18 protein-coding genes are annotated in these 16906 nt (G+C 70.7%); 14 read left to right on the forward strand and 4 right to left on the reverse strand.

The features are described 5' to 3' along the window. Together ACZ4WH_RS34835 and ACZ4WH_RS34840 are read right to left on the reverse strand one after the other, a co-directional pair. Positions 1–313, reverse strand: a 313-nt coding sequence (locus tag ACZ4WH_RS34835) for a hypothetical protein (protein ID WP_468188370.1), incomplete at its 3' end; no start/stop codon positions are given. A 7-nt stretch (positions 314–320) separates the two neighbouring features. Continuing rightward, positions 321–1166: an amidohydrolase family protein gene (locus ACZ4WH_RS34840; protein ID WP_468188372.1), complete on the reverse strand. Its 846-nt coding sequence runs from the start codon at positions 1164–1166 to the stop codon at positions 321–323. A 408-nt stretch (positions 1167–1574) separates the two neighbouring features. Between ACZ4WH_RS34840 and ACZ4WH_RS34845 the strand changes: the two genes are divergently transcribed. The 8 genes from ACZ4WH_RS34845 (at position 1575) to ACZ4WH_RS34880 (ending at position 9307) form a co-directional block, all read left to right on the forward strand. Further along, entirely contained in the window at positions 1575–2654 is a 1080-nt protein-coding gene (locus ACZ4WH_RS34845; RefSeq protein WP_468188374.1) for an acyl-CoA dehydrogenase family protein, read from the forward strand. Positions 2655–2733: 79 nt separating this feature from the next. Next, the gene (locus ACZ4WH_RS34850) at positions 2734–3519 is read left to right on the forward strand and encodes an SDR family NAD(P)-dependent oxidoreductase (RefSeq protein WP_468188376.1); all 786 of its coding nucleotides are present in this window, start codon (positions 2734–2736) and stop codon (positions 3517–3519) included. A 59-nt stretch (positions 3520–3578) separates the two neighbouring features. Beyond that, the gene (locus ACZ4WH_RS34855; RefSeq protein ID WP_468188378.1) at positions 3579–4214 is read left to right on the forward strand and encodes a DUF6875 domain-containing protein; all 636 of its coding nucleotides are present in this window, start codon (positions 3579–3581) and stop codon (positions 4212–4214) included. Beyond that, the gene (locus ACZ4WH_RS34860) at positions 4211–4525 is read left to right on the forward strand and encodes a YciI family protein (RefSeq protein ID WP_468188380.1); all 315 of its coding nucleotides are present in this window, start codon (positions 4211–4213) and stop codon (positions 4523–4525) included. The genes ACZ4WH_RS34855 and ACZ4WH_RS34860 overlap by 4 nt, the downstream gene beginning before the upstream one ends. An 8-nt stretch (positions 4526–4533) precedes the next feature. After that, entirely contained in the window at positions 4534–5772 is a 1239-nt protein-coding gene (locus ACZ4WH_RS34865; protein ID WP_468188382.1) for an ATP-grasp domain-containing protein, read from the forward strand. A 5-nt stretch (positions 5773–5777) separates the two neighbouring features. After that, positions 5778–7100, forward strand: a complete 1323-nt coding sequence (locus tag ACZ4WH_RS34870; RefSeq protein ID WP_468188384.1) for an MFS transporter — start codon at positions 5778–5780, stop codon at positions 7098–7100. Positions 7101–7175: 75 nt separating this feature from the next. Beyond that, positions 7176–7481, forward strand: a complete 306-nt coding sequence (locus ACZ4WH_RS34875) for a cupin domain-containing protein (RefSeq protein WP_468188386.1) — start codon at positions 7176–7178, stop codon at positions 7479–7481. Between the two features lie 275 nt (positions 7482–7756). Beyond that, entirely contained in the window at positions 7757–9307 is a 1551-nt protein-coding gene (locus tag ACZ4WH_RS34880) for a tryptophan halogenase family protein (RefSeq protein ID WP_468188388.1), read from the forward strand. 80 nt (positions 9308–9387) lie between these two features. Here ACZ4WH_RS34880 and ACZ4WH_RS34885 read toward each other — a convergent pair whose 3' ends face one another. Both ACZ4WH_RS34885 and ACZ4WH_RS34890 read right to left on the reverse strand, forming a co-directional pair. Continuing rightward, a complete protein-coding gene (locus ACZ4WH_RS34885; RefSeq protein WP_468188390.1) occupies positions 9388–10335 on the reverse strand; it encodes a GNAT family N-acetyltransferase in 948 nt (315 codons plus the stop codon). Next, entirely contained in the window at positions 10277–11548 is a 1272-nt protein-coding gene (locus tag ACZ4WH_RS34890) for an MFS transporter (protein WP_468188392.1), read from the reverse strand. Before ACZ4WH_RS34890 ends, ACZ4WH_RS34885 begins: the two co-directional genes overlap by 59 nt. Positions 11549–11832: 284 nt before the next feature. On the opposite strand from ACZ4WH_RS34890, the gene ACZ4WH_RS34895 reads away from it, so the two are divergent. From ACZ4WH_RS34895 to ACZ4WH_RS34920, 6 genes are read left to right on the forward strand one after another with little or no spacing between them, the layout of a single operon-like run. Next, positions 11833–12573 carry an SDR family NAD(P)-dependent oxidoreductase gene (locus ACZ4WH_RS34895; protein WP_468188394.1) on the forward strand — a complete coding sequence of 247 codons (741 nt, stop codon included), beginning with the start codon at positions 11833–11835 and terminating at the stop codon, positions 12571–12573. Beyond that, a complete protein-coding gene (locus ACZ4WH_RS34900; RefSeq protein WP_468188396.1) occupies positions 12566–13423 on the forward strand; it encodes a hypothetical protein in 858 nt (285 codons plus the stop codon). The genes ACZ4WH_RS34895 and ACZ4WH_RS34900 overlap by 8 nt, the downstream gene beginning before the upstream one ends. Then, the gene (locus ACZ4WH_RS34905; protein ID WP_468188397.1) at positions 13413–14693 is read left to right on the forward strand and encodes a chorismate-binding protein; all 1281 of its coding nucleotides are present in this window, start codon (positions 13413–13415) and stop codon (positions 14691–14693) included. The genes ACZ4WH_RS34900 and ACZ4WH_RS34905 overlap by 11 nt, the downstream gene beginning before the upstream one ends. Beyond that, entirely contained in the window at positions 14690–15889 is a 1200-nt protein-coding gene (locus ACZ4WH_RS34910; RefSeq protein WP_468188399.1) for an aminoacyl--tRNA ligase-related protein, read from the forward strand. Before ACZ4WH_RS34905 ends, ACZ4WH_RS34910 begins: the two co-directional genes overlap by 4 nt. Further along, the gene (locus ACZ4WH_RS34915; RefSeq protein WP_468188401.1) at positions 15886–16668 is read left to right on the forward strand and encodes an AAC(3) family N-acetyltransferase; all 783 of its coding nucleotides are present in this window, start codon (positions 15886–15888) and stop codon (positions 16666–16668) included. Before ACZ4WH_RS34910 ends, ACZ4WH_RS34915 begins: the two co-directional genes overlap by 4 nt. Then, on the forward strand, positions 16652–16897 hold the full coding sequence (locus ACZ4WH_RS34920; protein WP_468188403.1) for an acyl carrier protein: 246 nt from the start codon (positions 16652–16654) through the stop codon (positions 16895–16897). Before ACZ4WH_RS34915 ends, ACZ4WH_RS34920 begins: the two co-directional genes overlap by 17 nt. Positions 16898–16906: the final 9 nt, after the last annotated feature.

The following is a 16906-nucleotide window of genomic DNA, read 5'->3' on the forward strand; positions in this document are numbered from 1 at the left end:
CCCGCGGTTCCGCCCCTCGGGGGGGGCGGGGCAGACCAAGCTTTTCGCGCACCTGGGGGGAGAGGACGAGCTGCCGTTCGGCCACCGAGACGACCGTGGGGGGGGGGGGGGCGCCACCCCCCCCCCCCACCGCCTCGACGCCCAGCTCCGCGACCGGCACCCTGGCGCAGCGGACCGAGGCGTCCACCTTGGCCAGCGCCTCCTCGGTGTCGGCCAGGTGGACGCGCAGTCCGAGGGCGTCGGCGTCGCGTACCACCGTGCCCAGTTCGTGGAGGTTCCAGGGGACCCCCACCACCAGGATCTCCGTGTTCATGATGCGGTCAGGAGATGCCGAGGAGCCGGGCCGCGTTGCGGTACAGCAGGTTCTCGACGGCCTCCTCGGGCAGGCCCAGGTTGCGGATCTCCTTCAGGTGGGCGGAGAGGGAGGACACACCCACCGGCCAGTCGGAGCCGAAAAGGACCTTGTGCGAGATCTCCGCGAGCCTGGGGAGATAGACGAGGAGCTTCTCGGGCTTGATGAAGGCGGTGTCGAGATACAGGTTCGGGTAGGTCTGGGCCATTTCTGTGGCTTCATTGGTCCAGATCGGCTTGCCGGCGTGGCAGAACACCACGGTGAGGTCGGGGCATTCCTCCAGAATGGGCTGGAAGATCTTCGGATCGCCGTACTCGTCGACGCCGTCGTCCTGGCCCGTCGTCCCGGTGTGGAACATGAGGATGAGGCCGTCGGCCTCCAGCCTCCGGTAGAACTCCATCAGCTCCGGGGTGATGGGGTGGAAGTCGTGGTCGGCCGGGTAGAGCTTGTATCCCTTGATCCCGCGCCTGAGATCCGACTCGTACTTGGCGATGACGTCCGGAGTCCGATTCGGGTTGACATTTCCGAAGGGAATGTAGAAGTCCTTGTCCTCGCCCGCCGCCTCCCAGAAGTCGCAGATGAAGTCGGTGGTCGGGACGAAGTTCACGCCGGGGCCCTCGTCGGCCACCAGGACGGTGCGGATCACCCCGGCGCCGCGCAGATAGGCGGCGAGCCCGCGAGGGTCGGAGAAGAGCGCCTTCATGTCGAAGTCACGGCGGCTCGCGGTTCCTTCGAGGAGGTTCTTGATGTCATCCCGCATCCGGTCGAAATCGCCGACGTGAACGTGGAAGTCGATGACGCCAGGAATGGTCATGTAAAGGCTCCCGGGTAGCGGTTGGCCTGAACGCGGTGGCGGAACGTAGCCGCGTACTCTTTGAGACTCCTATGACGGAGCTGTGAACTCTGCGGCACAGCCGAGCAGAGAGGAAAAATCAGCCGGCCGGCAGCGGATCACCGGCTGATTGCGAATCCATAAGAGCGTAGGCAGAACGTCGAGCGTGAGACAACCCTCCCCAACCCTTCCTCCGTGAAGGTCCGTTTTGTCATGAGCCGGAAGCGGCGGAACGTAACCGGCGTGCAAACAATCCGGCAGCCTTGTTTGAGCCTCGTCCGGATGGTAAAAGTCTGAAGCTGTCCTACCAGGGCAGAGTCGAGCACAGTTTTCCGCTACCACGGAAGCGTTGGTGCATCAATGACGGGGGTCATAGACACACATCGGGCCATGGAAGTGGCCCGACAGCTGTGTTCCAGCCACGCCGCGAAGGCAGATGAAACCGGGCAGTTAGCCCCAGAGGTGACAGAGGCTGTTCTCCGGGCGGGATTCGCCCGTTTCTTTGTGCCGCCCCCCTGGGGCGGCGGTTCCGGTTCGTTTCTCGACATGACCCGTGGCGCCGCCGACATCGGCCGGGGCTGCACCTCAGCGGCCTGGTTCGCCTCCCTCGCCGCGACCCTCGGCCGGTTCGCCGCCTACCTGCCCGACGAGGGCCGCGCCGCCGTCTGGGCGGACGGCCCCGACACCCTGGTCGTCGGCTCGCTGGTGCCGGCCGGCACCGCCGTCCGTGAGGGCGCCGCGTGGCGGCTCAACGGCTCGTGGCCCAACGTCAGTTCGGTCCAGTTCTCGCAGTGGGCGCTGGTCCTGGCGCTGGCCGGGACCGAGCGGGGCGAGGCGCGGATGTTCTTCGCGGTACCGCGCGCCGGCTACGAGATCTCCGAGACCTGGTCGGCCCTGGGCATGCGGGCCACCGGCAGCCACACCGTGCGGGTGCGCGACCGGCTGGTTCCCGACGCTCACGCCTTCGCCCGCAGCGATCTGGACACCGGGCGGCGGGACGGTGCCGATGTGCCGTACTGCGCCGTGCCGTTGGAGGCCGTCTCGGGGCTCAGCTTCGCGGCGCCGGTGCTGGGCGCCGCCCGCGCCGCGCTGGAGACCTGGAAGCTGCTGTACAGCGGCCCGCGCAGACCGCCGGCGATGGCGCTCTCGGGCGGTGCGGCGGAGCAGACGTTCGCCCGGGCCGCGGCGGAGATCGACACCGCCGCGCTGCTCCTGGAGAGCGTGGCCGTGGCCGCGGACTCCGGGGCGTTCCCGGAGGGCCGGCCCGAGCGGGGCGCCCGCGACTGCGCGCTGGCCACCGAACTCTGTGTCGCCGCTGTGGACCGCCTGGTCCGCAGCGCCGGCACCGGAGCGCTGGCCAACGGCCGCGACCTCCAGCGGATCTGGCGGGACGTCACCACGGCCGCCAGCCACATTATGCTCAACTTCCCGAGAGCGGCGGCCGGTTACGCCCGTTCGGTACTGAACTGACGCGTCTGCCGGTGCCCGCCCGAACCGGCCCGGCCGAACCGATCCATGCCCGCACTCGATCTAGGACGTCGCACACATCATGAGCAGGGTCGCACTGATCACCGGGGCCGGACGCGGAATCGGCCGGTCCATCGCGCTGCGCCTGGCGTCGGCCGGGTACGCCGTCGCCCTCACCGCGCGTTCCAAGGACCAGCTGGAGGAGACCTCCGCCCTCGTCGCGGCGGACGGCGGCCGTGCCCTCGCCGTACCGGGTGACGTGACGGACCCCCGGGACGTGGCCCGCGTCTGCGCCACCGTCGAGGACGCCCTGGGTGCCGTCGACGTCCTGGTGAACAACGCGGGCGTGACCGGGCCGATGAGACCGTTCCTGGACACCGCCCCCGAGCAGTGGTGGGCCGTCCTGGAGACCAACGTGCGCGGCCCGGCCCTGCTCAGCCATCGCGTCCTGCCGTCGATGGTCCGCCGGGGCGCGGGGCACGTCGTGAACATCAACTCCCTTCAGGGCTCGGACGGTTCCGGTTCGCCCCCGGCGTACGGTGTGTCCAAGGCGGCGCTCATGCGCTTCACCGACTCCCTCGCCGCGGAGCTGCGCGGCACCGGGGTCATGGTGGTCGACCTGAGCCCCGGTCTCGTCCGTACGGCGATGACCGCTGACCGTACGGACCTCGCACGGGTGCCCGCCGAGGTGTGGCAGCCGCCGGAGAAGGTGGCCGGGCTGGTGCTCGCCCTGGTCTCCGGCGGCTACGAGGAACTGCACGGCCGGTTCGTCCACGTCACGGACGACCTCGACGAGCTGGTCGCCCGGGTCCGGCAGGACCGGGAGGCCGGGCACGACGATCTGCGCATTCTGCGGCTGCGGCGCTGACCGCCGTATCGCGCCCGCCGCATGTCCACGCTGCTGCCAGCCTTAGCGAAGGATGAGACATGAGCCGAACGCCGGCCCCCACCGGTGCGGAGAAGACGGAATCTCCCCAGGTGGTCGCGGACGTCCTCGACTGGATCTCCGGCTTCATCATGCAGCCCCACCCCGACCTCGGCCGCAAGGGCGCGGTCTGTCCGTTCATGGACCGCGCGATGAAGCACGGCCGGGTGCTGGTCAATCCGGTGCGGGTCGGCACGGAGAGCGACATCCCGCGGCTGCGCGCCGTCACACGGGAGTGGCTCGGCCGCATCCGCAACGCGTCCCAGGACGGTGAGGACCACGAGTCGGTCGTGTTCGTCCCGTTCGGCGGTGACGAGTCCTTCCTGCGCGAGGCCGTGACCCGGGTCCAGGAGGAGCTGCGCTTCGAGGCGTTGGAACAGGGCTGCATGGTCGGCGAGTTCTACCCGGGTCATGACGCGTCCGCCATCCACAACGGCGCGTTCCGGCCCTTGCGCAGCCCGCGCCCCATTCTCGGCATCCGCAGCATGGTGGAGACCGACATCTACTTCCTGCGGCTGGACACCGGCTCGGAGCTGGACCGCCGGCGCTGTCTGGCCATCTGGCACCGGTTCTTCGGCGCCACCGCGGCCGAACCGCTGTTGTCCCTGTACACGGAGGCCCTGGAGGTGGCGGCATGAGCGCCCAGCACGGTCTGACGCATGTGCTGATCATCCGCAACTGGGCGCCGGCGGAGGTGTTCCGCCAGTACACGCCCGACCACATCGCCTACCTCGACCGGTTCCACGCCGCCGGTGTCTTCCGGCTCTCGGGCAAGTCGACGTCCCCGGGACACGCCGGGGTGATCATCGCGGACGGGGTGACCCGCGAGGAGATCAGCGAGATCGTCGAGGACGATCCGTATGTCAGGGCCGGAGTCGCCGAGTACCAGATCGTGACGGTCGAGGCGCTGTCCGACCGGCGCACTGCGGCAACCATCGCTACGGAGTAGACACTTTCATGACGCACATCCTGATGATCGGCTTCAGTTCGGTGTTCTTGCGGGGCATCGACGGCAAAGTGCCGCCCGCGAGCATCACCGTGCTGGAGGAGCCGGACATCATCCGCAACGGGGACCTGGCCGGGAAGGCAGCGGCCCTCGGCTGTGTCGCCGGCCTCGTGCCATCGACGTACCACCAGGGCGGGGACTACCTGGCCGTGGCCGAGGACCTGCACACGCGGGTCCCGGTGACCGCGGTCGTCCCGGGCCTGGAGTACGCGGTCGTGGCCGCGGCGGAGATCGCCGAGCGGCTGGGGCTGCCCGGGGCCTCCGGGCGGGCCGCCGCGACCCTGCGCGACAAGAGCGCGCTGCGCGAGGTCACCGCGGCGGCGGGGGTGCGTAATCCGCGCTGGCGGGAGATCCGGTCCGCCGCGGACATCGTCGAGTTCGCCGGTGGCGGGCCGGTGGTGGTCAAGCCCGCCGACCGGCAGGGCAGCTTGGGCGTGCAGCTGCTGGACGCGGTGGACCCTGACATCGCCCACCAGGCATGGCAGGCGGTGCTGGGCGCCGACGAGCCCGGCAAGATCCCGGACCGGCCGATGCGCTGGCGGTATCTGGTCGAAGAACGGCTCACCGGTGCCGAGTTCAGCGTCGAGGCGCTGGTCGACGGCGGCACCGTCGTCTTCCTGAACGTCACCGAGAAGTTCGTGATCCCCGGCCGGCACCCGGTCGAGGCCGGGCATCTGCTGCCGGCCGCGCTCGGCGACGACGAGCGGGCGGAGTTCGACAAGGGCATGCGGATGCTGGTCGCCGCGACGGGCTTCGACACGGGCATCCTGCACGCCGAGTGGATGCGGACCGAGCAGGGTCTCACCCTCATCGAGTGCGCCGGCCGCTGCCCGGGCGACCGCATCACCGACCTGATCGACCAGGCGTACGACACCTCGCTGCGCAACTGCCTGATCGACCTGCTCTCCGGGCGCCCGGCACACCTGCCCGGCCCGGCCGCCCGGACGGTCACCATCCAGTTCCTGTCGGCCGCCCCGGGGGTGGTGGAGGACGTGCGCGGCGTCGAGGAGGCGCGGGCGCTGCCCGGCGTCGACGCGGTGCACGTCTCGGTCGGCCCCGGCGACACGGCCCGGGTCTGGTCCTCCTCCTGGGACCGGTCCGGCTTCGTCGTCGCGAGCGGCCCCGACCGGGCCGAGGCGCTCGGGCGGGCCGAGGCCGGGCGCGCCGCGATCCGTATCGGGACCAGGTGAGCGGCATGTCCCAGGACCAGTCGGACCAGTCCGCCTCCCCCGCCGCCGAGGACACCGGCCGGGCCGGGCCGGCCGGTGTCCTCGGCCGGTTGCGCGGGTGGCTGCCGGAGGGCGCGGCCGGCCGCAAGCTGACCCTGATGTCGCTGATCGACGCGGCGGGCACGGGGTCGTTCCTGGCCGTCTCGGCGATCTTCCTGACCCGTCAGGTCGGCCTGTCCGTGGGGCAGGTCGGTCTGGGTCTGTCGGTCGCCGCCGGGGTGGGGCTGGTGACGACCGTGCCGGTCGCGATGGTCGCGGACCGGTTCGGCGCCCGTCGGCTGCTCGTCCTGGTGACGCTGTGGCGGGCGGTGCTGTTCGTGGTGTATCCGTTCGTGCCGGACTTCGCCTGGTTCCTCACGGTCGTCGTCCTGATGGGCCTCGTCGACAAGGCCGCCGCGCCGCTCGGGCAGGTGCTCGTCGGGATGGCCGTCCCCGAGGACCAGCGGGTGCGGACGATGGCGGTCACCGGCGCGCTGCGCAACGTCGGCTACGCGTCGGGCGCCCTGCTGGGCAGCGTGGCCCTGGTGCTCGACAACCGGGCCGCCTACACCGCCGTGATCCTGTGCAACGCGCTGTCCTTCTTCGTCTTCTGCGCGCTCGCCTGGCGGCTGCCGCTGCTGCCGGGCGCGACCGGGGACGCCTCCAGGCTCCGGCGGCGGGTGTCGGCCCAGGTCTTCCGGGACCGGCCGTATCTGACGCTGGCGCTGCTCAACATCGTCCTCACCATGCACATCAGCCTGCTGAGCGTGGGCATTCCACTGTGGGTCGCGACGACCACCTCGGCGCCCCGCTCGGTGGTCTCCGGGCTGCTGGTGATCAACACCGTGCTCGCGGTGCTGTTCCAGGTCCGGGTCAGCAGGGGCGCCGCCGATCTGCCGAGCGCGGCCCGGCTGATGCGGGTCGCCGGGTTCGGGCTCGCCGCCTGCTGTGCGCTGCTCGCGGTGGTGCCCTCGGTCTCGACGGGGCCGGCCGTCGGGTTGCTGGTGCTGTGCATCACGGCGATGACGGCGGGCGAGCTTTTCCAGTCGGCCGGCGGCTGGGGGATCTCCTACAAGCTGGCGAAGCCGGGTGAGGAGTCGACGTACGTCTCGCTGTTCTGGCTGAGTGCGGGCGCGCAGCAGATCGTGGCGCCGCTGGTGATCGCGCAGGTCGTCAGCAGTGGCGCGGCGGCCTGGCTGGTGGTGGCCGCCGTGCAGGTGGCGGCCGGTCTCGCGGTTCCGCTGGTCACCCGCTGGGCGATCCGGGACCGGGAGGCGGTGGTGCCCGTCGCCGCGGCGGCGGCCGAGTGAAGAGTTCCCTTCCTGCCGGCTCCGGTGCACCGAGCGGGTACGGCAGGTTCGTTCCCCACTGGAAAGGTGGATGTCATGGACATTGTGAACATCGATTCCGTCCTCGCCGATTTCCCGCAGAACCGGACGTCGGAACTGGTCGCCGGGATCGACGGCTACGACGTCAGGCTGGTCAAGACCGAAGGTGATGTGCCCTGGCACCACCACGACGCCAAGGAGATGCACCTCGTCCTGGACGGCGCCCTGACCCTGGTGTTCCGCGACGGGAACGAGATCACCCTGCGCAAGGGTGACATCAATGTCATCCCCGCCGGGATCGAGCACTGCGCCCACGCCACTCCGGGCACCAACGTCCTGGTCTTCGAGCCGGTCCAGCAGTGAACCCGGGTCCGCCGCGGCCGGCCGTACACCGGTCCCGGCGGACCACCCCGGGCCCGCCGCCACGCCCCGTTCCCTCCGGCCGGCGCGGGCCCGCCCGTCAGCGGGTGACCCGGTACGACCCGCATCCCGCGCGCACGCTGCCCTGACCCCGCGGAGCGTCCCCGCTCCCGCCGTGCGCCTCTCCCAGTTCCTCCCGCGGCCCGCCGCGGCTCTCACCCGCTCCCTCACCTTTCCTCAGCACTGCCCGAAATCCCCTTTCACGAACGGAGACAGGCATGCCCAACAACGTGGTGATCGTCGGTGGCGGCACGGCGGGCTGGATGACCGCCTCGTATTTCAAGGCGGCGTTCGGCGACCGGATCGGCATCACCCTGGTGGAGTCCGGGAACGTCTCGACCGTCGGCGTCGGCGAGGCGACCTTCAGCGACATCCGGCACTTCTTCGAGTTCCTCGGGCTCAAGGAGCGGGACTGGATGCCCGCCTGCAACGCCACCTACAAGCTCGCGGTCCGCTTCGAGAACTGGCGGGAGAAGGGGCACTACTTCTACCACCCGTTCGAGCAGATACGGTCGGTCAACGGCTTCCCGCTGACGGACTGGTGGCTCCAGGAGCGTCCCAGCGACCGGTTCGACAAGGACTGCTTCGTGATGGCGTCGGTGATCGACAACGGGCTCAGCCCCCGCCACCTGGACGGCACCCTCATCGACCAGCCCTTCGACGAGAACGCCGAAGAGATGCAGGGGCTGACCATGTCGGAGCACCAGGGCAAGACGCAGTTCCCGTACGCCTACCAGTTCGAGGCGTCCCTGCTCGCCGAATACCTCGCCAGGTACGCGGTGGAGCGCGGGGTCACGCGCATCATCGACGACGTCCAGCACGTCGACCTGGACGAGCGCGGCTGGATCTCCGGGCTGCGCACCGCCGAGCACGGGGACATCACCGGCGATCTGTACATCGACTGCACCGGTTTCCGCGCGCTGCTGCTGAACAAGGCCCTTGAAGAGCCGTTCGTGTCGTACCAGGACACGCTGCCGAACGACAGCGCCGTGGCGCTCCAGGTCCCGATGGACATGGGCAAGCGGGGCATCCTGCCCTGCACCACGGCCACCGCCCAGGACGCCGGCTGGATCTGGACGATCCCGCTGATGGGCCGGGTCGGCACGGGGTACGTCTACGCCAAGGACTACCTCTCGCCGGAGGAGGCCGAGCGCACCCTGCGCGAGTTCGTCGGCCCGGCGGCACAGGACGCGCCCGCCAACCACATCCGGATGCGCATCGGCCGCAGCCGCAACTCCTGGGTCAACAACTGCGTGGCCATCGGCCTGTCCAGCGGATTCGTGGAGCCGCTGGAGTCCACCGGGATCTTCTTCATCCACCACGCGATCGAGCAGCTGGTCAAGAACTTCCCCGACCCGGGCTGGGACCCCACGCACCGCGACCGGTACAACAAGGCGGTCGCCCATGTCATGGACGGCGTACGGGAGTTCCTGGTGCTGCACTACGTGGCGGCCAAGCGGACCGACACCCCGTACTGGCGGGATGCCAAGTCCCGCGCCCTGCCCGACGGACTCGCCGAGCGCATCGAGCTGTGGAAGACCCAACTGCCGGACAGCGAGACGGTGTTCCCCTACTACCACGGTCTGCCGCCCTACTCGTACATGTGCATCCTGCTCGGCATGGGCGGCATCGAGGTGCAGCCCTCGCCGGCGCTGGGGCTCTCCGACAGCCAGGCCGCGCTCCGCGAGTTCGAGGAGATCCGGACGAAGACCGAGCAGCTGACCAAGGTGCTGCCCAAGGCGTACGACTACTTCGCGCAGCAGCACTGAGGACGACTGCACACCGCTGAACGGCACCGAGGGCCGCTCGGTCCACGGGACGGCGGCACGGTGGCCGTGGCACCCGGCGCTCAGCCGGGCACGACCACCGTGCGCCCCGCCCGCAGCACCGGGGTGCGAAACTCGTCCGGGTCGACGTCCGGGCCGTTCGTGAGCAGGACCAGGTCGCAGCCCGGCGCGGCGAGGGCCGCGGGCCACGGCGGCAGCGGGCCCGGCCGCCGGGTCACCACGAGCGCGGGCCGGGACAGCGCCCGCAGGCTCAGGAACCGGTCCGCGTGGTCGCCGCCGAGCCGCGCGTCGAGCACCCCGGCCGGCACCGGGGTGAACCCGAAGCGGCCCTTGAAGGCGAACAGGCCCGGCTGCACCACATGCCCGAACAGGGAGGGGTCATTGCCCAGCGACAGGTACGACAGGCCCCGCTCACGGGCGTACCGGAACGCCTCCGCGTACAGGGCCCGCATCAGCCGGCCCGAGCGCAGCCGCGGGGAGACGGCGGAGAACCGCAGCTGGAGCATGCCCTCGTCCCCGCGCACCCGCCAGATCGAGCCGGCCACCAGGCGCGGGCCGTCGTACACCCAGGCGCCCACGTGGTCCGCACCCGTGGCGAGCATGCGGTCCCGCCACCGGTGGGCGAAGTCCACGCCCCGGGGCATCGCGGCGATCTGCGCGGCGTACAGCACGAGGAACTCGTCCATCAGCGCCTCCGACAGCCCCGCCCTCACGTCCGTGCGCAGGCCCTCCTCGCGCAGGAACCGGCGCCCGAGACGCACGTTACGGCGTTCGCCGGAGCCGAGTCGCGCCAGGAAGTCCTCGTCCGAATCGCCGGCCTCGGCCACCCAGTTGAGCCAGCGCGGCCGGATCAGCGGGTCCAGGCGTGCCCGCAGCTCGTCGGTGAGGTTCTCCGGATCGGTGATCCGCTCCACGTCGGCCGGCGGGCCGGTCCACCGCCCGTCCCGCTCCTCAACTTCCTTGCAGGTCACGGCCGCGACGACCAGGCCGTCCTGGTCCAGGATCTCCACCGGCTCCTCCTTCGTCGGCGAGGGTGCCCGCCGCCGGCGGGCCGTCGGGGGGCGGGCCCGCGTGCGCCGGGGCCCGCTCGGTGTGCAGGGTGTGACCGCACCACAGGGCCACCGCCACGGCCCAGACGGCCAGTTCGGGGAGCCAGAACAGCCATCCCTCGAACCGGCTCGACCATGCGTAGAGGAACCCGGACAGCGGGATCGCCCCCGTGATGAACATCCGGATCACGGAGTTCACGCGCCCGGCGTACTCCACCGGGATGCTCTCCTGGCGGTAGGTGATGGACACCACGTTGCTGGCGCCCACGGCGAAGGAGACCGCCATGTAGCCGAGGATCTTCACCGCGAGCGCCGGGACCGCGACCAGGGCCAGCCCGCCCAGGGCGATGACCTGGAAGACGAGGATGCGCCGCTCCATGCGCCGCGCGGGCAGCAGCAGCGGGGCGAAGCGGCTGGCCACCGCGCCGACGACCAGCCCCGCGGCCATGACCAGGGAGATGGCGGTGGGCTCGATCCCCGTCCGGGCGAACTGGGTCGCGAGCGCCGGTTCGATCTGTCCCACGGCGAGGTTCACGATCAGCATGACCGCCACCAGCCAGAGGATCTCGGGCCGCAGGAGCCAGCGGAAGCCGAGGCCGAGGTCGTGGCCCAGCGAGGTCCTCGTGTGCCGGGAGGGCACCCTGGGCAGGGGCAGGGCCACCACCGCCGCGACCAGATAGAGGGCGGCGATGAGGACGGAGGAGAACACCGGGCCTCGCGAGTCCAGGGTGACCCCGCCCAGCAGGAGGCCGGCCACCTTGGAGAACTCGATCACCGAGGTCAGTTTCGCCACCGCCACGGCACGGCCCTCGGGGCGGATCAGCTCCGGGATCAGCACGAACTGGCCCGTGATGGAGGTGGCGACACCGCCGATGCCGGACAGCAGCAAGAGGACGGACACGACGGCGGGCTGGGTGGTGAACCACGCCAACAGGCCGAGGCAGAGGGCCTGTTGGACCTGTGCGAGGACGAAGACGGTCCGCTTGTCGAAGCGGTCGATGAACGCCCCGAGGAACGGGGAGGCCACATAGGCGACCCCGCGCAGCGCGAACACCGCGAGCGACATCGCCACCGAGCCGGTCTGCCGCAGGATGGCCAGCGGCATCACGATGCCCAGCTGCCAGTCCGCGACCTTGCAGACGGCGGTCGACGCGAGGAGGACACGCAGGGACACCGCTTCCGGACCGGACGCGATTCGCCCGTTCTCGGCGGGCTGGCTCCCTTTTGTTTCATGCGCCATGGGAATGACCCCCTCGAATCCCACGCACCGGTCCGGCGCATCGTAACAGTACGCCCGAAGCCCCCAACACACCTCGTTCCATTGGGAGTTGATCGTCACACGAGTTTCACTTCAGACGACGCAGGGAAGCCTCAGGAAACCTGGACACCCCTCACCGGATCGCTCTAGACTCTGTTGTCGGCTCGATGACAGAGGCAGAGGATCCCGCTAGGAATCCGATGGATCTCAGCATTCGAGGCAAAGTCGTACTCATCTCCGGAGCCAATGCCAATCTCGGCAGAGCGCTGGCCCTCGCTTTCAGCGACGAAGGCGCCCGTCTCGCACTGTGCACACAGTCGGACGAAGCCGGGATGCGGGAAACGCAACGGCTCGCCGAAAGCAGGGGCGCGAAGACGGTCACCGGGCTTCTCGACATTTCCGACCCGAACGCGGTCCGAGACTTCGTCGGACGCGTCGAGGAGCAGCTCGGGACCGTGGACATCCTTGTCAACAACGCTGTCCGGCGGGCCGAATCCGACTCGCTGACCGCACACGACGACCACCGCAGGGCGTACGACACCGCCGTGACCGGGCCCCTCAACCTCTGCGCGGAAACGCTTCCCGGAATGAAGCGCCAGGGCTGGGGCCGCATTCTCACATTCGCCGGCATCGGTGCATTTCTCGGCCATGGATCGGTACGCGCCGCCACCAAGATGGCGACGGTCGGACTGACCCGTTCACTGGCGGCGGAGCTGGGCCCGGACGGTATCACCGTCAATTGCATCGCGCCCGGCGTGATGGACACCGAGCGGAGTCGTCCGTTGAGCGAGGCATGTCTGCGGGACGAGGCGCGCAGAGCGATACCACGGCGCGGCAGAACCGAAGAGATCGCGGCCACCGCCGTCTTTCTCAGCAGCGTCCAAGCCGGTTACATCACCGGGCAGTGCATTCACGTCAACGGAGGTTCCTATTATGCTTGACCCCGCCGATTTCGGTCCCGGAATTCAGCAGACCCTCCTGACCAGCGCCCCCTTCTGGGCGCTCGAACACGAGCTGGCGGTCCGCTACTTCTCGGCCGGACACCGCACCCCGGAGAAGGACAAGCGGTGGATCGGCCACCAGATGTTCAAGGAATGGACCGGAAGCGGCGTCTACGGTCCGCGCGGCACCACCGTGGCCACGATGATCCAGGAGGTGGCCGAGGAGATCGCCGGCCTGGACGCCGGCTCGATCGCCCCCAACCCGCTGCGCAGCACCTACGTCAAGCTGGCCTTCGCCTCCGACGAGCTGCGGCACTACGCCCAGCTGCACGACCTGTACCTGCTGGCGGAGACGTCCAGCCCGCCGCCCAGCATCGCGGACCTCGGCCACCTCGGGGACGGCAAGGCACTGACCGAACTGCGCTGGAAGTGGCGGGAGGACCGGCTCGGGGAGATCGCCGTGGACCTCTCCGAGGGCGGCGGCCTCGGTCTCTACTTCGGCATCCGCTCCTCGGCCGCCCACCTGGACGCCTCGCAGGAGGTCGACGCGGAGATCCTGGAGGTGGCGGAGCGCACCATCGAGGACGAGACCCGGCATCTGCTCGGCCGTTTCCGGTCCGCGCGGAAACACGATCTCACCGAGGACGACTGGACCCGGATCTCCGCCCTGCTCAAGGAGATCTCCCACCAGAAACTCCTGGAGCGCAACGAGCAGTTCGACTTCGTGCTCTCCGACGACGAGGTGAGCCGGGCCGTCGAACAGCCCGACCTGGAACTGGCGCAGACCTTCCTCACCACCCACCTCGGGTTCCTGCTGGAGGAACTCGGGCTCACCGCGCATGTCTCCTGACGCCCGGCGCGTCGCCCGGGCGGTGATCGAGGAGAGCCGGACGCGCCGGCCGGACCGGCCGGTCCTCGCGTTCGGCTCGCCCCGAGGGGCGGTCGTCGGCCTCGGCGCCCGCTCCTGGCTGACCTCGCGCGACGGCACCTGGGAGTGTCACCTGCCGGGGCGCCGGACCGCGCACGGCAAGCTGGGCGGGGAGTTCGACCGGCAGCTGGACGCGTTCCTCACCGAGCACACCGGGCAGTGGGTCATCGGCTACCTGGGCTACGACCTGAACCAACGGCACGTCGGGGCCGTCCCGGCGCCGGCCGCGTATCCCGCGACGCATCTCGTCGTACCCGAGACCGTGGTCGAGATCGACGGCGCCGGGCGGATCCACGCCGACGGTCCCCGGCCGACGCCCACCAAACCGGCACCGGCACCGGTGACCCCGGTGGCCGTGACGGACGCCGCCTGCGCCGAGTTCGCCGGCCTGGCGCGGCGCGTCCTCGGCTGGATCGACGGCGACTCGCGGCGCCGGGCCACGGTCTGCGTGCGCTCGGAGATCGGCTTCCCCGTCGACCTGCCGGCCACCTTCGCGGCCGGGGCCGACGACGCGTTCGGCCTGAGCCGGTCCTTCTACGCCGCCGTCGACGGCCTGGAGTTCGCGGGCACGAGCCCGGAACTCCTGGTCGCCGGGTCACCGGCACAGGGCATCGCCACCCACAAGCTCTCCGGGACCTTCGCCTCGGCCGACCACACCGGCACGGCGGACCTGCCGGCCCGGCTGGTGCTGGAGCACGACGGCTCCGCCCGCCGGATGGCCGAGGCGCTGGCCGCGCTGGGCTGCCCCGAGCGCGGCGACCGGCGCGTCATGCGGCTCGGCGCGCTGTCCCACCTGCTGACCAGCTTCGACACCGTGCCGCACCCGGGCACGACCGAGGCCACCGCCCTGCTGGCACTCCTCCCCCACGGGGCGTCCCCGAGGGAGGCCGGCCTGGAACTGATCGCGGACGTGGAGTCGCACCCGCGCGGCCCCTACTACGGACTGTTCGGCGTCCGCACCCCGCGTGGCGAGCTGTCCTGGAGCCAGACACTGCGGGCGGTGTTCCGCGCGGGCGAGGACCAGTGGGCCACGGTGGGCGCGGCGGTCACGGAACGGTCCACGCCTGAGCTGGAGGTGGCCGAGATCCGGATGAAGGCGGCGAGCATCACGGCCGTACCCGCCGCGAGCATGACAGCCGGACGCGCCGAAAGCGGCACGGCCGGCCCCGTCGGAGCGGGTGGTGCCGGATGAAGTCCCTGTCCTTCCGGCTCGACTCCGGGCTGCCCGCCGATGTCCGGGAGTCGCTGCGCAAGAACCTCTACTGGACGGACCGGGCCGTGCGCGGCGTCGAGGTGTCCGACGAGGACCCCGCCACGGTGACCATCCTCTGCCCGGACGACGCCGACGAGCAGCGGCTGACGGCACATGTGCTCGCCGATGTCGCCACGATGACGGCGGAGCTGGGCCAGTTCCCCGCCCGGACCGTGTACGAGAGCCCGGGCGACGCGGCCGCCGCCCTGCCCGCGCCGCTCCCGGCCGACCGGGTGCTCGCCGACCTCACCGCCCGTGGCTGGGTCACCGAGGAACTGGCCGGCAGCTTCGTCTACACCGGGCTCATGGCCGACCTCTACTACGGCCTGGAGCACACCTTCGCCGAGACGGCCCGGCAGCTCGGCGCGCGCGAGACCCATCTGCCGGCACTGCTGGGCACGGGCACGCTCATCAGGTCCGGCTATCTGGCGGACAACGCGCACGCGGGGAACTACGTGTTCCATCTGCACGAGGACCGGGAGCTGCGGTCCCGGGTCGCCGCCGCGCTGCGCCCGGACGCGACGGACGTCGACCTCGGCGGCCTGGATTCGAGCGCGGACCGGCCGGAGGCGATGCTGTCCCCGGCTGCCTGCCAGCCGGTCTTCCCGGCCCTGGCCGGGAAGCGACTCGCCGAGCCGGTCCGGCTGACCGGGTACACCCGCTGCTACCGGTACGAGAGCGGGGCGACCCAGGGCCTCGGACGGGCGCGGGAGTTCGGGGTCCGGGAGATCGTGTGTGCCGGCTCGGAGGCCGAAGTGGCCGCGTTCCGGGACGAGTTGCTCGCCGTGTGCCGGGCGCTGCCGGAGCGGTTCGGACTGCGCGGCCGGGTGGTGACGGCGTCCGACCCGTTCTTCATCGACACGTCGGCGCGGTACCGGGCCTTCCAGATCTCGTTCGAGCTGAAGCACGAGGTGCTGCTCGACCTCGGTCAGGGGCCGCCCGTGGCCGCCGCCTCGGTGAACCGGCACGGCGACCACTTCGGCAAGGCCTGGGACATCGGCCTCGCCGACGGCGCCACGGCACACAGCTGCTGCATGGGGTTCGGCATCGACCGGTGGTGTCTTGGAGTGTTCAGCCAGTTCGGATGCGAGGTGGACCAGTGGCCGCTCAGTCTGCGGAAGGTCGTGGCGGGGTGAGCGCGAGCGGGTTTCCGGAAGTCACCCCGGCCGCCGTGGAGCGGGCCTTCCGTGCGGTGGGGCTGTCCGCGGGCCAACTGGTCTACGCGGGCTCCTCGCTGGCCGGCCTCGCCTACGTCCAACGCCCCGAGGAGCTGGTGCTCGGCGCGCTGCACCAGGTGCTGGGCGCGTCCGGCACGCTCGTCATGCCCTCGGGCGGCAAGAGCTTCCGCCGGGAGAAGGTCTTCGACCGGGAGCACACACCCTCGGGTCTCGGCATGCTCACGGAGTACTTCCGCCGGCTGCCCGGCACCCGCCGCTCGTTCGCACCCCCGTTCAACCCGGTGTGCGCGCGGGGCCCGCTCGCCGACGAGCTGTGCGCGATCGAGTCGGAGACGTCGTTCGGCCCGGACTCGGTGTACGAGTACATGACCCGGTTCGACACCCAGCTGCTGATCATCGGGTGCAACTTCCACGACGGCATCTCGCACATGCACTGCCTGGAGGAACGGCACGGCGCCCCGTACCGCCGCTGGAAGCCCCACCGCGGAAAGCTCGTCGTCGACGGCGTCGCGACGGAGCGCGAGTTCCGGCACCACACGCGCATCCCCACGCTGGAGGTGTCGTACGCGCCGCTGGAGGACGTGCTGCGGCGGGCCGGGGCCATGCGGTACGCGCAGGTGGGGCTGTGCCGGATCGGCGCCGTGTCGCTCGCGGACTTCTTCGACGTCCTGGACCCCTGGTACGCGCGGAACATGGAGCAGCTGGTGACAAGGAGGGCCGATGGAGAGCCTGCGTGAGGAGATCCGGCACGAGATCGCGGAGGTCGTCGGGGCCGGCCCGGACGGGATCGGGGACGGCGCCAGCCTGACCGCCGGTTCCTGGAACTCGTTGCAGCACCTCACCATCCTGCTGCGGCTGTCGGAGCGGTACGGCTTCGCGGTCGATCCGGTGCTGATCCAGGAACTGACCTCCGTACAGGCCATGCACGACCACGTGGCCGGTCTGGCGGGCCCGGACGGCCGCTGAGCCGGCCGG

The organism is Streptomyces sp. NPDC029138 (assembly GCF_055564375.1).

Coding starts and splice junctions, on each gene's coding strand:
- ACZ4WH_RS34895 (WP_468188394.1), top strand. CDS start 11,833: ATGGATCTCAGCATTCGAGGCAAAGTCGTACTCATCTCCGGAGCCAAT.
- ACZ4WH_RS34840 (WP_468188372.1), bottom strand. CDS start 1,166: ATGACCATTCCTGGCGTCATCGACTTCCACGTTCACGTCGGCGATTTC.
- ACZ4WH_RS34860 (WP_468188380.1), top strand. CDS start 4,211: ATGAGCGCCCAGCACGGTCTGACGCATGTGCTGATCATCCGCAACTGG.
- ACZ4WH_RS34845 (WP_468188374.1), top strand. CDS start 1,575: ATGGAAGTGGCCCGACAGCTGTGTTCCAGCCACGCCGCGAAGGCAGAT.
- ACZ4WH_RS34850 (WP_468188376.1), top strand. CDS start 2,734: ATGAGCAGGGTCGCACTGATCACCGGGGCCGGACGCGGAATCGGCCGG.
- ACZ4WH_RS34910 (WP_468188399.1), top strand. CDS start 14,690: ATGAAGTCCCTGTCCTTCCGGCTCGACTCCGGGCTGCCCGCCGATGTC.
- ACZ4WH_RS34865 (WP_468188382.1), top strand. CDS start 4,534: ATGACGCACATCCTGATGATCGGCTTCAGTTCGGTGTTCTTGCGGGGC.
- ACZ4WH_RS34870 (WP_468188384.1), top strand. CDS start 5,778: ATGTCCCAGGACCAGTCGGACCAGTCCGCCTCCCCCGCCGCCGAGGAC.
- ACZ4WH_RS34880 (WP_468188388.1), top strand. CDS start 7,757: ATGCCCAACAACGTGGTGATCGTCGGTGGCGGCACGGCGGGCTGGATG.
- ACZ4WH_RS34875 (WP_468188386.1), top strand. CDS start 7,176: ATGGACATTGTGAACATCGATTCCGTCCTCGCCGATTTCCCGCAGAAC.
- ACZ4WH_RS34905 (WP_468188397.1), top strand. CDS start 13,413: ATGTCTCCTGACGCCCGGCGCGTCGCCCGGGCGGTGATCGAGGAGAGC.
- ACZ4WH_RS34855 (WP_468188378.1), top strand. CDS start 3,579: ATGAGCCGAACGCCGGCCCCCACCGGTGCGGAGAAGACGGAATCTCCC.
- ACZ4WH_RS34900 (WP_468188396.1), top strand. CDS start 12,566: ATGCTTGACCCCGCCGATTTCGGTCCCGGAATTCAGCAGACCCTCCTG.
- ACZ4WH_RS34920 (WP_468188403.1), top strand. CDS start 16,652: ATGGAGAGCCTGCGTGAGGAGATCCGGCACGAGATCGCGGAGGTCGTC.